General features: G+C 58.6%; 13 protein-coding genes and 1 pseudogene. 5 read left to right on the top strand and 9 right to left on the bottom strand.

Translation table 11 applies throughout. From position 1 onward, the window contains the following. Window positions 1-20 precede the first annotated feature (20 nt). From B9Z45_RS12865 to B9Z45_RS12875, 3 genes are all read right to left on the bottom strand, one after another. Window positions 21-488 carry a PTS sugar transporter subunit IIA gene (locus B9Z45_RS12865; protein WP_108407618.1) on the bottom strand — a complete coding sequence of 156 codons (468 nt, stop codon included), beginning with the start codon at window positions 486-488 and terminating at the stop codon, window positions 21-23. Window positions 489-642: 154 nt separating this feature from the next. Further along, window positions 643-972: a ribosome hibernation-promoting factor, HPF/YfiA family gene (gene hpf, locus B9Z45_RS12870; RefSeq protein ID WP_108407619.1), complete on the bottom strand. Its 330-nt coding sequence runs from the start codon at window positions 970-972 to the stop codon at window positions 643-645. A 235-nt stretch (window positions 973-1207) separates the two neighbouring features. After that, window positions 1208-2428, bottom strand: a complete 1221-nt coding sequence (locus B9Z45_RS12875) for an MFS transporter (protein ID WP_108407620.1) — start codon at window positions 2426-2428, stop codon at window positions 1208-1210. A gap of 58 nt (window positions 2429-2486) precedes the next feature. Here B9Z45_RS12875 and B9Z45_RS12880 point away from each other — a divergent pair, with 58 nt between their 5' ends. Next, a complete protein-coding gene (locus B9Z45_RS12880; protein WP_108407621.1) occupies window positions 2487-3698 on the top strand; it encodes a patatin-like phospholipase family protein in 1212 nt (403 codons plus the stop codon). Between the two features lie 156 nt (window positions 3699-3854). Next, entirely contained in the window at window positions 3855-4841 is a 987-nt protein-coding gene (gene corA, locus B9Z45_RS12885; protein WP_108407622.1) for a magnesium/cobalt transporter CorA, read from the top strand. A 7-nt stretch (window positions 4842-4848) separates the two neighbouring features. On the opposite strand, the gene B9Z45_RS12890 is transcribed toward corA, so the two are convergent. The 4 genes and pseudogenes from B9Z45_RS12890 to B9Z45_RS12905 all read right to left on the bottom strand — a co-directional run bounded on the left by B9Z45_RS12890 (window position 4849) and on the right by B9Z45_RS12905 (window position 10664). Continuing rightward, window positions 4849-5610, bottom strand: coding sequence for a 5'-methylthioadenosine/adenosylhomocysteine nucleosidase (locus B9Z45_RS12890; RefSeq protein ID WP_108407623.1), 762 nt, complete (start codon window positions 5608-5610; stop codon window positions 4849-4851). Window positions 5611-5700: 90 nt separating this feature from the next. Continuing rightward, window positions 5701-7383, bottom strand: a pseudogene (locus B9Z45_RS12895) (long-chain-fatty-acid--CoA ligase). A 184-nt stretch (window positions 7384-7567) separates the two neighbouring features. Then, window positions 7568-8989: a Re/Si-specific NAD(P)(+) transhydrogenase subunit beta gene (pntB, locus tag B9Z45_RS12900; RefSeq protein WP_108407624.1), complete on the bottom strand. Its 1422-nt coding sequence runs from the start codon at window positions 8987-8989 to the stop codon at window positions 7568-7570. Window positions 8990-9089: 100 nt separating this feature from the next. Further along, window positions 9090-10664: a Re/Si-specific NAD(P)(+) transhydrogenase subunit alpha gene (locus B9Z45_RS12905; protein WP_108407625.1), complete on the bottom strand. Its 1575-nt coding sequence runs from the start codon at window positions 10662-10664 to the stop codon at window positions 9090-9092. Between the two features lie 143 nt (window positions 10665-10807). Here B9Z45_RS12905 and B9Z45_RS12910 point away from each other — a divergent pair, with 143 nt between their 5' ends. Continuing rightward, on the top strand, window positions 10808-11302 hold the full coding sequence (locus B9Z45_RS12910) for an NUDIX hydrolase (RefSeq protein ID WP_108407626.1): 495 nt from the start codon (window positions 10808-10810) through the stop codon (window positions 11300-11302). Between the two features lie 58 nt (window positions 11303-11360). Here the strand turns inward: B9Z45_RS12910 and B9Z45_RS12915 are convergent, their stop codons facing one another. Continuing rightward, a complete protein-coding gene (locus tag B9Z45_RS12915) occupies window positions 11361-12089 on the bottom strand; it encodes a lytic transglycosylase domain-containing protein (protein WP_108407627.1) in 729 nt (242 codons plus the stop codon). Between the two features lie 73 nt (window positions 12090-12162). Here B9Z45_RS12915 and mnmA point away from each other — a divergent pair, with 73 nt between their 5' ends. Continuing rightward, the gene (gene mnmA / locus B9Z45_RS12920) at window positions 12163-13299 is read left to right on the top strand and encodes a tRNA 2-thiouridine(34) synthase MnmA (RefSeq protein WP_108407628.1); all 1137 of its coding nucleotides are present in this window, start codon (window positions 12163-12165) and stop codon (window positions 13297-13299) included. Window positions 13300-13323: 24 nt separating this feature from the next. On the opposite strand, the gene B9Z45_RS12925 is transcribed toward mnmA, so the two are convergent. Next, window positions 13324-14658 carry a DUF3422 family protein gene (locus tag B9Z45_RS12925; protein WP_108407629.1) on the bottom strand — a complete coding sequence of 445 codons (1335 nt, stop codon included), beginning with the start codon at window positions 14656-14658 and terminating at the stop codon, window positions 13324-13326. Between the two features lie 152 nt (window positions 14659-14810). Here B9Z45_RS12925 and B9Z45_RS12930 point away from each other — a divergent pair. Next, window positions 14811-15057, top strand: a 247-nt coding sequence (locus B9Z45_RS12930; RefSeq protein ID WP_146180858.1) for a transposase, incomplete at its 3' end; no start/stop codon positions are given.

Consider the following 15057-nt stretch of genomic DNA (forward strand, 5'->3'; position numbering starts at 1 on the left):
ATGCTCAGGCTTGCGCCAACTCAGGCGGTTTGAGCCGACTGCCACTGGGCGATCAACTGGTGCAAGTCCTCCTGGACCGAGCTGGCCTTGATCTTTTCCCGAAGGGCGGTATCACTGAGTAACTCGGCAATTTCGGACAAAATTTCCAGGTGTTTTTGGGTGGCTGCTTCGGGGACCAGCAAGAAAATCAGCAGACTGACGGGTTGCTCATCGGGCGCGTCAAATCCGATCGGTTGGGCCAACTGGAAAACAGCCGCCATGGGAGCTTTCAGGCCCTTGATACGCCCGTGCGGGATGGCCACGCCGTGTCCCAAGCCGGTCGATCCCAGTCGCTCACGGGCGAACAGGCTGTCGGTGACCAAAGCACGGGATAACCCATGCAGGTTCTCAAAGAGAAGTCCGGCTTCTTCGAAAGCGCGTTTCTTGCTGGTGGCTTCCACCCCGACAAGAACTTGGGCAACAGGCAATATGGATGAAAGACGATTCATGTTCGAGCCGGATTATGCACCTTGCGCGGTCTCAAAAGTCATCCATCACCCCTGTCCAGGGCCATGGGCACTTGTTGAGACCCATGATGAACAAAGCGCCACCATTGAAAAGGGCCACTTCCCGTGGCCCCATCTTGAACAAAAACAAGCCCGATCACATCATGCGCTTGGCTGCAGTGTGGTGATGATCAGTGATGCGGTTTTTGTGCTTGACCACTTGGCGGTCCAGTTTGTCCACCAAATCATCTACAGCGGCGTAGAGGTCTTCATGGGCGCTTTCTGCAAAGAGGTCATTGCCCTTGACATGGATGTTGCATTCAGCGCGTTGGCGCTTTTCTTTTTCTTTCTGCTTTTCGACGGACAACAGCACTTTGACATCGACCACTTGGTCAAAATGCCGCGTGATGCGGTCAAGCTTTCCTGTGACGTACTGACGCAAGGCCGGGGTCACCTCGAGATGGTGCCCGCTGATGGTTAAATTCATAGTCGTCGCCTCCATGGAATCAGGGTAAAAAAAGCCCCGCCGAAGCAGGGCTCCGAAACCACCCGCTCGGGTGATTCAGCTTCACTATGCGCGCCATGCCATGGAAAAGCAAGGCACCCCAAGGTAAACCCCGAAAGGCCATGTCATTTGTCCGCAGACAGGCTTTTCAGTGCTATGGTTCTGGTTGATAGTTCACGCCAACTCTTCCAGCTGAACAAGCCGCCAGCGGCACCCATCAGACTGAGGCGGCAGGTGCGCCATGCAGGCGCAAACGCCCCGCCAGCCAGGCGCTCAGTACGCTGGCCACGGTGCCCAACAACCCCGCTATCCAGTAAAAAGTCAGCTGACCCTGGTCGTCACGCCCGATGATGAGGCCCGCCACCAAGGCCGCCAGGCCCATGGAGGCGGATTGCACGGCCGAGTTGAGCGTCATGAAGATGCCGCGCAAACGCGGCTCTACGGCAGAGGAAATCATGGCCATGCCGGGAATCATGCGCCCACTCATGACGGTAAAAAACAAGGTCGATATGGCCAATAAGCCCCAAAGCGGAAGCCCTTGTGACAGCGTGGTGGCCATCAATGGCAACACCACCGCCAAAGCCAGGCGCTGGAACACCCGGACTTTGCCCACCCGGTCCGTTAAACGGCCAAAATACCTTGCACTGAGCAATGTGGCCACGCCCCCGCACAGGTAGATCCAGGGTACTTCGCTGGTCTGCATACCGGCATTGGACTGCAGATAGATGGTGATGTAGGGAATCACCGTGAAAGCGGCAAACATCATCAATCCAGAAACCCCGAAGGCTTTGAGATGATTGGCATCGGCCAGCACCTGCCCGATGCCTCGCCACACGCCAGTCCGGTCGGGATGGTGCAGGTGTGCATCCAGGCGGGGCAAGGTTTGCCAGGCACCCAGCGACAGCAGACCCACCAGCAAGGCGATGCCGAAAAAGGGCGCGTGCCAGCTCAGGTGCGCCGCTAAGAACAGGCCCAGTGGCACCCCGGCCACCGTGGACACGGAAAACGAGGTCATCACCACACTCATGGCCCGGCCCCGGCGCTCAAAAGGGATGACATCGGCCACGATGGTTTGGGACAAAGCCGACAAAACACCCCCGAACACGCCGGCGGCCACACGGGCCAGCATCAGCGAGAGGTAATCGGGCGCCAGGCCGCATGCCAGCGTCGCCAGACCAAACAAGGTGTACATCACCAGCAGCAGGCGTTTTCGGCTGAAGCGGTCGATGTAGGTCGCCGCCATGAGGCCGGACAGACCAGCCGACAAGGTGTAGGCCGAGACCAACAGGCCAAACTGTGCGTTGCTGATGCCAAACAAGGCGGTGAACTGAGGCCCCAGCGGCATCATGATCATGAAATCCAGGATGTGGGTGAACTGGATGCCGGCCAGCGTGAAGAGCAGCCAGCGCTCTCGCCGCGGGGTCAAGTGAGGGGTCATGGAACAATGCAATGAAGTTGACTGAATCTAACACCCCGACAACAAACCTTCGCCAGCCATGCACATTGACAGCTTGACGCCTCAGGCTCCGCCCTCTGGCCACCCGCCCGTGAATGGCCTGGTGCTCATGGGTGGCGGCGCCCGCACGGCCTACCAAGCAGGTGCCTTGCAAGCCATTGGGGCGCTGCTGAGGCAAAAAAGCCATTCCCGGCACTTTCCATTTCAAGTGTTGACCGGCACATCGGCCGGGGCCTTGAACGCCACCTTTTTGGCCAGCAAGGCCATGGGCGGTTTGAACGGTCTGGACGATTTGGCCAACTTCTGGTCGGCCATCCGCACCGAAGCGATTTACCACCTGCCCTCAACACCTCTGGCCAAATTCAGCCGCTGGGCCACCGCCCTGGGTTTGGTGCTGTCTGCACGCCAACAGGCTGCCGCCATGGACAGCCTGGCCTTGGTCAACACCTTGCACAAAGCGATCGCTCTGGACAAGATTGATGCGGCCCTGCGAAGCGGCGTGTTACACGCCCTGGCCGTCACAGCATCCAGCTATTCGAGCGGGATCCACTGGACTTTTTGCCAAACCCGCGATGGCCTGCCTATCCCCTGGAGTCGCCCCGGCAGACGTGCCGAACAGCAACCCATCACCATAGAGCACCTGATGGCGTCGAGCGCCATTCCGTTCATTTTTCCGTCTACTCCACTCTGGGTTGATGGTGGCATGGAGTATTTCGGCGATGGCTCGATGCGGCAGATTTCTCCCCTGTCATCTGCCGTGCACCTGGGTGCTGACCGGATTTTGGCGATTGGCGTGGGACAACCCCAGCGCGCGAACCTGGCCGGACAGCGCAACGGCAACGGGCGCCCCTCACTGGGAACGATCGCTGGCCACGCCATGGCCAGCGTATTTCATGACACACTGGAGGCCGATGTGGCGCAAATTGCCCGCATCAACCTGTCCTTGAATGTTTTGCCTGACAGCGTCCGCGCAGAATTGCCTTTTCGTGCGGTCGAGGTCCTCAGCCTGCAGCCCAGCGCCTCGCTCGACGCACTGGCACAAGACCATGTGCACACACTCCCCAGGCCCATCGTCAGGGTGCTTGAAGGCCTTGGGGCCTTGCAAGGCAGCGGGGCTGCTCTGGCCAGTTATCTGCTCTTTGAGCCTGGTTTCATCGAAGCGCTGATGTCACTGGGACAAGCCGATGTGAAGGCCCGATCCGAAGAGATTCTGGCATTTTTCGAGCCCCACAGCGTGGATCCGGTGCGATAATCCGCCGATTCATACTGGAGACACACTGCCGTGGAAACTACCCCGAGTCGGTAGCTTTCGAACACGTTGAGCACCCCCCGCCCATGGTTCGAAAGCTGCAGCAAACCCTTCGCCGCCCTTTGAACTTTTGGCACTTGGCCACTTTTCGGATTCGCCATGCTCAACATCTTTACCCTCGTCAACGGCCGCCTCTTCCAGGAAGAGATCGAGTCCCTGGAAGAACTCTCCCGTTTTCAACCCATCTGGGTGGACCTGGAGTCCCCCACGCTGGACGAAAAACGCTGGATCAAACAGTACTTTGGCCTGTCCATCCCGGAAGACGCGATGGACGAGGACATCGAGGAGTCGGCCCGCTTCTACGAAGAAGACAACGGCGAGCTGCACATCCGGTCTGACTTCTTGATTGCCGACGAAGACGAGCCACGCACCGTGCGCTGCGCCTTCATTTTGAACCAGCACAATGCCGATCTGAAAAGTCAGGGTGTGCTGTTTTCAATCCACGACGAAGACGTACCGGTGTTCCGTTTGTTGCGCATGCGCGCACGCCGCGCACCGGGCCTGATTGAAGACGCCAAGGAAGTGCTGCTCAAACTGTTTGACGCCGATGCAGAGTACTCGGCTGACACGCTCGAGGGCATCTACGACAAACTCGAAACAGCGGGCAAAAAGGTGTTGTCGGGCGATGTCACCGACGCCTTGGCAGGTGAAGTGCTGGGCGCGATTGCCCGGCAAGAAGACTTGAATGGCCGGATCCGCCGCAACGTGATGGACACCCGCCGTGCCGTGAGCTTCATGATGCGCTCCAAAATGCTCAACGCGGAGCAATTCGAAGAGGCCCGCCAAATCCTGCGTGACATCGACTCGCTCGACTCGCACACGGCTTTTTTGTTCGACAAGATCAACTTCTTGATGGATGCCACCGTCGGTTTCATCAACATCAACCAGAACAAGATCATCAAGATCTTCTCAGTGGCCAGCGTGGCCTTGCTGCCACCCACACTGATCGCCAGCCTGTATGGCATGAACTTCCAGTACATGCCTGAGTTGTCGCAGAAATGGGGCTACCCCTATGCGCTGGCTCTCATGGTGGCCAGCGCGGTGGTCCCCATGTGGTATTTCCGCCGGCGTGGCTGGCTCAAGTGATGCCCAGTCAGTCGGGCTGACGGTCTGCCAGCCACTGCGACAAAATGGCCAAGCTATAACGGCTGGCCACCTCGCGAATGAACCGATTGAAATCAGTGTGCGCCATGTCATCGGCTCGGTCTGAAATCGTGCGCACCGCCGCAAAAGGCACCTGGTAGTCATGGCACACCTGGGCCACTGCAGCGCCCTCCATCTCGACTGCCAAAGCCTCGGGCAAGACAAGACGCAGCGCTTGGCTTTCTGCGTTGGTCGAAACAAACCGGTCGCCACTGATCACCAACCCCTGATGCACACGAGGCGCGCTCACTTGAAATTGGGTCAGGGTTTCACGGCTCAAATGCAGCTCGGCAGCATGCAGCACCTGCGCGCTGGCTTTGGCCAACTGAGCTGACAGGCCGGCATGGGCATCAAAGCAGGCACGGCCATACAGCGGCACTTCGTGCCGTGCAAACAGTGGTGAAGCGTCCATGTCGTGCTGTACAAAACCAGAGGCCACCACCACATCCCCCACGCGCACACCCGACCCCAAGCCGCCAGCCACGCCGGTAAAGACCATGGTGTCGACCTGAAAGCGTTCTAGCAGCACCGTGGCCGTGGTCGCAGCAGCCACTTTGCCAATCCGCGACAAAACGGCCACCACCGAATGCCCTTGCCAGTGGCCCACCCAAAAATCACGCCCGGCAGCCACCACGCGCTGCTCATCGGGCATCTCAGCCAATACAGCAGCCAGTTCTTCATGCATGGCACTCATGATGCCGATCACCGCCATGGTTTCCCCCTTGGCTCAAAGCGTCAAAAGAAAAGCGGCTGCAAGAGCCGCTTTGAAAAGTACCGGCAGGCACTGCGCCAGCCTGTTGGTTCAGACTTTGTTGCGCAATTCACGGCGCAAAATTTTACCCACCGGGGTTTTGGGCAGTTCGGTGCGGAACTCGATCACCCGCGGCTGCTTGTAAGCGGTCATGTTTTCCCGGCAATAAGCCATGATCTGAGCCTCGGTCAGGGCCGGGTCTTTCTTGACCACCACCAGTTTGACCGTCTCGCCGGCTTTCTCGTCAGGCACGCCGATCGCAGCGCACTCCAGCACGCCTGGACACTCAGAGGCCACCTCTTCCACCTCATTGGGGTAGACGTTGAAACCGCTGACCAGAATCATGTCTTTCTTGCGATCAACGATCTTGAAATAGCCACGCGCGTCCACCGTGCCCACATCACCGGACTTGAAGTACCCATCTGCTGTCATGACCTTGGCCGTTTCATCGGGACGCTGCCAGTAGCCCGCCATGACCTGCGGCCCCTTGATGGCAATCTCGCCAGGCTGACCGAGCTCGGTCACTTCGTTACCGTCATCGTCCAAAAGCTTCATCCAGGTCGCCGGCAAGGGCACGCCAATGGTGCCGGTGAACTCGGTGCTGGTGGTCGGGTTGCAACTGGCCGAAGGGCTGGTTTCCGACAGTCCGTAGCCTTCGCAAATCGGGCAGCCGGTTTTCTCGAGCCAGAGCTTGGCGACATTGGACGTTACCGCCGTGCCACCACCCAATGACACTTTGAGGTTGGACCAGTTCACAGTGCCGAAATCGGGGTGATTGGCCAGGCCATTGAACAAGGTGTTGACGGCTGGCAAGCTGTGAAAGGTGTGCTTGGACAATTCCTTGAGCACTGCAGGCAAATCACGCGGGTTTGGAATCAGGATGGTTTTGCCGCCCATGCGCAAGCCCAGCATCATGTTCACCGTGAAAGCGAAGATGTGGTACAGCGGCAAAGCACACACCGAGGTGGGCTGCTGGCCCGCCGGAATTCGCTTCATGACCGGCTCGTTCCAGGCATCGGACTGAAGCACATTGGCAATCACGTTGCGGTGCAAAAGCACCGCGCCCTTGGACACGCCCGTGGTGCCACCGGTGTATTGCAAAACAGCGATGTCATCAGGCGACAACTCGGGCTTGCGAAAAGCCTGTTGACGACCCTTGGACAAGGCGTCATTGAACCGGACCGCCTGGGGCAAGTTGAAACCGGGCACCATCTTCTTGACATTGCGCACCACGTAATTGACCAAGCTGCCCTTGAGTAAGCCCAGGCGATCACCCATGGCCGCCAGCACGACATGCTGCACAGGCGTTTGGGCGATGCATTTTTCAAGCGTGGCAGCAAAGTTTTCGATGATCACAATCGCCTTGGAGCCTGAATCCTTGAGCTGGTGTTCCAGTTCGCGGGCGGTGTAAAGCGGATTCACGTTGACGACCACAAAACCCGCACGCAAGATGGCGGCCACAACCACCGGGTACTAGGGCACATTGGGCATCATGACCGCGACACGATCGCCCTTGTTCAAGCCCAAAGATTGCAGATAAGCCGCTATGGCCAGGCTTTCCTGATCGGTCTGGGCGTAGCTGATTTCCTTGCCCATGAAACTGTAGGCGGGAAGGCTGGCGTACTTGGCAAAACTCTCTTCTAACAAGCCCACCAAGGAGCTGTATTGGCCGAAATCAATGTCGGCCGGAACGCCTTCGGGGTAACTCTTCAGCCAAACGGGATTCAGGTTCATGTCGGGTTCTCCTAGGGCTCAGTCTAACGTACGTCTGACAAGAAACTGACGCGCAATACGTCAGGGTTTACGCCAGAAAACAAGCTTCAGTGAAGGGGGCAAACGCGTTTTGAACAACTCAACAAAAAGAGGAGGCCAATGCCTCCCCTTTGGGATAAAAAGTCATGGCCCCGGGGCCATGTTGTTAAGTCTTCAAGGCCATCAACACCTCGTCGAGCATTTTTTTGGCGTCGCCAAACAGCATGCGGTTGTTGTCCTTGTAAAACAACGGGTTGTCCACGCCCGCATAGCCACTGGCCATGGAGCGCTTCATCACGATGCTGGTGCGGGCTTTCCAGACTTCAAGCACCGGCATGCCGGCGATTGGGCTGGTCGGGTCATCTTGCGCGGCCGGGTTCACGATGTCGTTGGCACCGATGACGATGGCGACATCGGTGTCGGGGAAGTCATCGTTGAGTTCGTCCATCTCGTACACGATGTCATAAGGCACCTTGGCCTCGGCCAACAAAACGTTCATGTGGCCAGGCATGCGTCCGGCCACCGGGTGGATGCCAAAGCGAACGTTCACGCCTTTTTCGCGCAGGTATTTGGTGATTTCAAACACCGTGTGCTGCGCCTGTGCCACAGCCATGCCGTAGCCGGGCACCACAATCACATTTTTGGCATCACGCAGCAACTCAGCGGTCTCAGCGGCCAAGATGGGGTTGACCTCACCGACCGGCTCCGCCGAGGCATCGCCAGCCGCCTTGGGCGCAGCAGCGGTGGTGCCAAAGCCACCTGCGATCACGCTGATGAAGCTGCGGTTCATGGCGTTGCACATGATGTAGGACAAAATCGCACCGCTGGAGCCGACCAGGGCACCGATCACGATCAGCAAATCGTTGGAGAGCATGAAGCCGGTGGCCGCTGCCGCCCAGCCCGAGTAGCTGTTGAGCATGGACACCACCACCGGCATGTCGGCACCACCAATGGCCATGACCATGTGGATGCCGAACAGCAAAGCGATGGCCGTCATGATGAACAAGGGCAGCATGCCGTCTTGCACCGTGTGGGCGTTCATGAACTCACGGCCAAAGTAAACCACCGTGATCAACCCCACCAGGTTGAGCCAATGGCGGCCAGGCAGCAACAAGGGGCTTCCCCCGATACGGCCAGACAACTTGCCAAACGCGGCCACCGAACCGGAGAAGGTCACCGCGCCAATGAAGATGCCAATGTAAATTTCGCCCGCATGGATGGCGTGCGCCGCACTGTCCAGGTTCTTAGAAGCCTCAGGGTCCACATAGGTGGCATAGCCCACCAACACTGCCGCCATGCCGACCATGCTGTGCATCAGCGCTACCAGTTCGGGCATTTGCGTCATCTGCACTTTGCGCGCGGCGTACAAACCAATGACCGCGCCCACCAGCATGGCGCCGACGATCAAGGGGATGCCCTCAGCGGTCACTTGGGGCCCGAACACCGTGGCCAGCACGGCCAAGCCCATGCCGATCATGCCGTAGAGGTTGCCGCGCCGTGCGGTCTCCTGGTTGGACAAACCGCCCAGACTGAGGATAAAGAGAATGGTCGCGCCAATGTAGGCGACCGTGGCCAAACTTGAGGTCATAACTGTCTCATTTCTTAATCGGTTGGGCACAGCGCCAAAGATCTGCCCCCAAGGTCATCTTTCAGTTGGGGACAGAGCTAAAGATCTGTCCCCAAGGTTATTACTTTCGAAACATGGCCAGCATGCGCTGGGTGACTGCAAAACCGCCAAACATGTTGATGGCCGTCAGCACCAGCGCCAATGCAGCCAAGATGCCAATCAGGGTGTTGGGCCGACTGGCCGCGTTGGCCATGGGCGAGATCTGCACCAGCGCACCGATGGCGATGATGGAGCTGATCGCGTTGGTCACGCTCATGAGCGGGGTGTGCAGTGCGGGCTTGACGTTCCAAACCACCATGTAGCCCACAAAACAGGCCAACACAAACACCGTCAGGTGCGACAAGAACGCAGCAGGTGCGTAAGCCCCCACCAGCGCCAGCAACACAGCGGCCACCGCTGCCACGATGAGCAACTGACCCACGGGCATGGGGCCCGAAGGCTCGCCATGTCCATGGCCTTTTTTCGCAGCCACAGCGGCAGCAGGCTTGGGTGCAGGTTTGGGAGCGACCACCAGCGCAGGGGCTGGCCAGGTGATTTCACCGTCCTTGATCACTGTGAGGCCGCGAATGGCATCGTCTTGCATGTTGACGTCAATCACGCCGTCCTTGGTCTTGCACAGCTCTTCGGTCAGGCGGAACAAGTTGGTGCTGTACAGCGTGGACGACTGACGCGCCATGCGTGAGACCAAGTCGGTGTAGCCGACGATGGTCACGCCATGCTTGACCACCGACTTGCCCGGCTCGGTCAGTTCGCAGTTGCCGCCTTGCTCTGCGGCCATGTCAATGATCACGCTGCCGGGCTTCATGCTTTTCACCATTTCTGCGGTGATCAGCTTGGGCGCTGGTTTGCCGGGAATCAGCGCGGTGGTGATGATGATGTCCACCTCGCGGGCTTGGCTGGCATACATCTCGCGCTGTGCCGCCTGAAAACCTTCGCTCATGACCTTGGCGTAACCGCCACCGCCCGAGCCTTCTTCTTCATAGTCGACCTTGACGAATTCACCGCCCAGCGACACCACTTGGTCAGCCACTTCGGCACGGGTATCGTTGGCGCGCACGATGGCGCCCAGGCTCGCGGCCGCGCCAATCGCGGCCAAACCGGCCACGCCAGCACCCGCGATGAACACCTTGGCGGGGGGCACCTTGCCTGCAGCCGTGATCTGGCCATTAAAGAAACGGCCAAACGCATTGGCTGCCTCCACCACGGCGCGGTAACCGCTGACGCCAGCCATCGATGTCAGCGCATCCATCTTCTGGGCACGGCTGAGCGTGCGCGGCAAGGCGTCGATCGACAGCGCCGTGACCTTTTTGGCTGCCAGCTGCTGCATCAAATCGGGGTTTTGGGCCGGCCACAGAAAGCCGATCAACGTTTGCCCTGCACGCATCAGCACCACTTCTTCAGGGGCTGGGGCGCGCACTTTAAAGACAATGTCGCTGCCGCTCCACAGGTCGGCCGCACTGGGCGCAATCGATGCCCCGGCTTCGACATACGCCTCGTCGGACAGGTCGGCTAGCTCGCCAGCACCGCGCTCCACCACGACGTCAAAACCAAGTTTGACCAGTTTGGTCACCGCATCGGGCACGGTGGCCACCCGTTTTTCACCGGGGAATATTTCTCGCGGCACGCCAATGCGCATGGTTTATCTCCTGAAAATTATGAAATCGCTGAACATGCCTATTGGAACGCAAGTTAATCCTCAAAATATATACCGAAAGTCAGACCCCCCCGCACGACCCGGATCCGGGTATACCCTGAAGAAGTCCCACAGATAATCAGACCATGGACACACGCTGGAAACCCAATGTCACCGTGGCCGCCATCATTGAAAAAAATGGCCGCTATTTGTTGATCGAAGAACACACCCAGGAAGGCTTGCGCCTGAACAACCCAGCTGGACACTTGGACCCCGGTGAATCACCGGCCGCAGGCTGCGCACGTGAAGCGCTTGAAGAAACGGCCCACCCATTCACCCCCACCGCACTCGTTGGCATTTACCTGTCGCGCTTTCAGCGCCTCGCCACTGGCGAGGACATCACCTATGTGCGAATGGCTTTTTGCGGTGAAATCGGTGCGCTGCAAACGCATTTGAGCCTCGATGAAGGCATTGAGCGCACTCTGTGGATGACGCCTGAAGAAGTACGCGCCAGTGCTGCACGCCACCGCAGCCCACTCGTTTTGCAGTGCATTGAAGACCATCTGGCCGGACAACGCTTTCCTTTGCAAGTGATCTACACCGACCCGGCTGTTGCCAACTTACCCCCCTTGCCCGAATGACCCCGCTGCGGTCACGTTTGGGCAGCGACAACGACCGCTGCCAAACAGCACTGGAAATTCACTGCACAGGCACCTTCTGACCAGCCGCAACCAAGTCAAGTTGCGCCTGTTCCGCAAAGACTTTGGCCACATAGCCGCCATCTTCAGACAAGGCGTAGCCCCCCAGGTAAAACTTCAGACCTTCTTCCAAAGAGCCTCCGCGCAGTTTGACGGCGTCCGACAACACCGCCACCCCAACACGCAAATTGGCGATGGGGTCAAAGGCGGCAAGGCGTCCACCGTAAGCCTCGTAACGCTTTTCGTGAATCTCGGTCACCACCTGCATCAAACCCTGCGCTCCCGCCTGACTTTGCACATAGGGGTGAAAGTTTGATTCGATGGCCATGACGGCCAAAATGAAATGGGGTGCCAGCTTGCTTTTTTTAGACAAGGCATAGGACTCGGCCACCAAGGCGGCCAGAGGCTCTGGCGCCACCTTGTATTTACGCCCCAGCCACTCGGCCACTGCGGCCTGAGAACGGGGTAAATCCTGCAAACTCACGGCCGTTGCGCGCTCGGCCGTGTTTTCGGGCAACCACCACAGCAAAACTTGCCTTTCACGCAGCCAATTGAACACTTCACCTTCTGAGGCCCGGAGCCATTGCGGGTTCAGCCACAGCGCCAGAACCAGGCTGGCCGCAGTCAAGCCCACCATGGCCAAACCACTGTGGGTGATGATGAACATCCCATGCGCGACATCGCGCACGAATGTTCTAAAGTGCTGGCACCAAATGCAGTCTTGTTTCATGAATATCGACCTGATCGCATTGTAAATTGACCGTCCCGGCAGAGATCGTGTGCCATCACGGGATAATTGCGGCATGTCTCAACTCCATCGCGTGGTCGTCGGCTTGTCCGGCGGCGTCGACTCCGCTGTCACCGCCTATTTGCTCAAGCAGCAGGGTTATGACGTCATTGGCATCTTCATGAAAAATTGGGAAGATGACGACGACAGCGAATACTGCTCTTCCAACGTCGATTTTGTCGATGCTGCAGCCGTGGCCGATGTGCTGGGCATTGAGATCGAGCATGTCAATTTTGCGGCGGATTACAAAGATCGGGTTTTTTCGGAGTTTCTGCGTGAATACCAAGCCGGACGCACGCCCAACCCCGACATCCTGTGCAACGCCGAAATCAAGTTCAAGTCCTTCCTAGACCACGCGATGAGGCTGGGGGCTGAAAAAATCGCCACCGGACACTACGCCCGCGTGCGACTGAATGCGCAGACGGGTCGGCACGAACTGCTCAAGGGCCTGGACCCTGGCAAAGACCAAAGCTATTTTTTGCATCGCCTGAACCAGGCGCAGCTGTCCAAAACACTGTTCCCGGTGGGCGAGCTGCACAAAACCGAAGTGCGGCGCATTGCCGAAGAAATCGGCCTGCCAAATGCCAAGAAAAAAGACTCCACCGGCATCTGCTTTATCGGCGAGCGCCCGTTCCGTGATTTTTTGAACCGCTACATCTCCAAAGAACCCGGGCCGATCAAGGACCCCACAGGCCGGACCATCGGCCAACATGTGGGGCTGAGCTTTTACACCCTGGGACAACGCCAAGGCCTGGGCATCGGGGGCATCAAGGCCAAGGGAGCTCAGCGTGGCGGTGGCGAACACACACCTTGGTTTGTGGCCCGCAAGGACATCGAGAAAAACACCCTGTGGGTGGTGCAAGGCCATGAGCACCCTTGGCTGCAATCGCCCAGCCTGCAAGCCATGGACGTGAGCTGGTGCGCGGGAACGGCACCCGAAGAAGGCCCCTACGCAGCCAAAACGCGTTACCGCCAGTCAGATGCCCCCTGCCTTTTACAAAAGCTGCAAATGACCGATGGGCAAGCGGGGTTTGAACTGGCCTTCAAAGAACCCCAATGGGCTGTGACGCCCGGGCAAAGTGCCGTGGTCTACGACGGTGAGGTTTGTTTGGGTGGCGGGGTCATCTCTTCAGCGCCCACCCTTACCGGCTGACCAAAAGCTGCCAACGCCGGCAAATCAATTCGCAGCGTCTTTCAACTTGGCATGGATTTTTCGGCTCGTTCGCCATACCACCCAAAGCACCAAGGGCACCAGCAATCCGACCGCAACTTCCGGCTCAATGGGCAAGCCTGCAGCATGCATGGCCTTGGCGCCATACATCAGGAGGCTGACCACGTAGTAGGAAATCGCGGCAATCGACAAACCTTCCACTGTGCTTTGCAGGCGCAGCTGCAAAGCTTGTCCCTTGGTGAGCTTTTCCAGCAAGACCTGGTTTTGCGCCTCGGTGGCAATGTCCACCCGGGTGCGCAACAAGGCACTGGTGCGAGAAACCCGTTCTGCCAAGGAGGCCAGGCGCTTTTCTGTGGCCACCACCGTGGCCATGGCGGGGGACAAGCGGCGCTGCATGAACTCACCCAGCGTCTGTGTGCCAGAAATGGGCCGCTCACGCAGCTCAGCCAGTCGCTGGCTGACCAAGACGTCATAGGCCCGGGTGGCCGAAAACCGAAACCCATGCTCAGCAGTGGCCCGCTCAATCCGTGCAGCCAAAGACACCAGCAAATCGAGCAGCGCTTGATCACTTTCCCCTTTGCGTTCCAGCAGGCCCGTCATGTCGGCCAGCTGTGATTCGGCAACTGACAGCATGGGGGAAAGGTTTTTGGCCACCGGCAAACCGCGCAACGCCATCAGGCGGTACGTTTCCATCTCCAGAAGGCGCTGCGAGATGCGGCCTGCTCGCGCACCACTGGTGTCCTCAGGGGCCAGCACCAGCATGCGCTCAAAGCCATCGGCACCAATCCGGAAATGCGTCAGGATGCATGAGTGCGGCAAGCCTTCGGTGGTGTTGCCCATGCGCGAGGCCAGCACCGCCCCCTCCCCCAACCAGGCCTGGGCCTTGGAGATGAGGTCGGGTTGATTGATGTCGGCCTGCAGCATGCCCAGGTGAATGGCCGCCATGGTCTGACCGGGCAAACCGCGCAGCCAGTCTGTACCGGTCACGACATGCTCGGCCAGATCAGGCAACTCTGCCCCCCAGCCGGCATTCGCCGGCAAAGCCTGCACGATGGAATAACGCGTGAACTCGGTGTGCCGCTCCCATTTGACGGTGAAGTGGTCACATCGCAAGCGCAAAAAGTTGCCCTGCAAGCTTTCCAGACTCAAGTCAGCGTGGCCGGGTAGAAGTCGCAAATGCGCCCACTCTTGCTCCCTGGTGACCCCCGCATTGAGCACCGCCACGTACACGATCAAGGCTGGCAGTCGCACCCGGGCAGAGGGGCGGGCGTGAACTTCATTGTGCAATTCGCGGCGCTGAGATTCCTCTTGCGGCAGAAAACGGGATGTGATTTCGTTCATACCAACATTTTGACCAGGTTATTGCGGCCAGAACACCCTGAACCCCAGAAAAATTGCTTCATGGAGGCCACCCTGACACAGCATGAACTGGCTAGCCGCTAAGGCTACGCTGAATAAGTCCACCGCATTGGGTGCTGTTTCGTTATAGGTCGATGAAACAACAGACCCTTGCCCTAGCGGCCGATGCAGGAGCCGGATTCGAACAATACCGTCGCGCAACCAGGCGCGACGTGTTCCTCTCCACAATGAATGAGATCGTTCCGTGGCATGCGCTATGCGAAGTGATCGAGCCGCATTACCCCAAGCCGGGCAATGGTCGCCCGCCGGTGGGACTTGAGCGTATGTTGCGCATGTACTTTGTGCAGCACTGGTTCAACTTGGCCGACGAGGCTTGCGAGG

The organism is Limnohabitans sp. 2KL-17, assembly GCF_003063415.1.
Taxonomy (GTDB): Bacteria; Pseudomonadota; Gammaproteobacteria; order Burkholderiales; family Burkholderiaceae_C; genus Limnohabitans_A.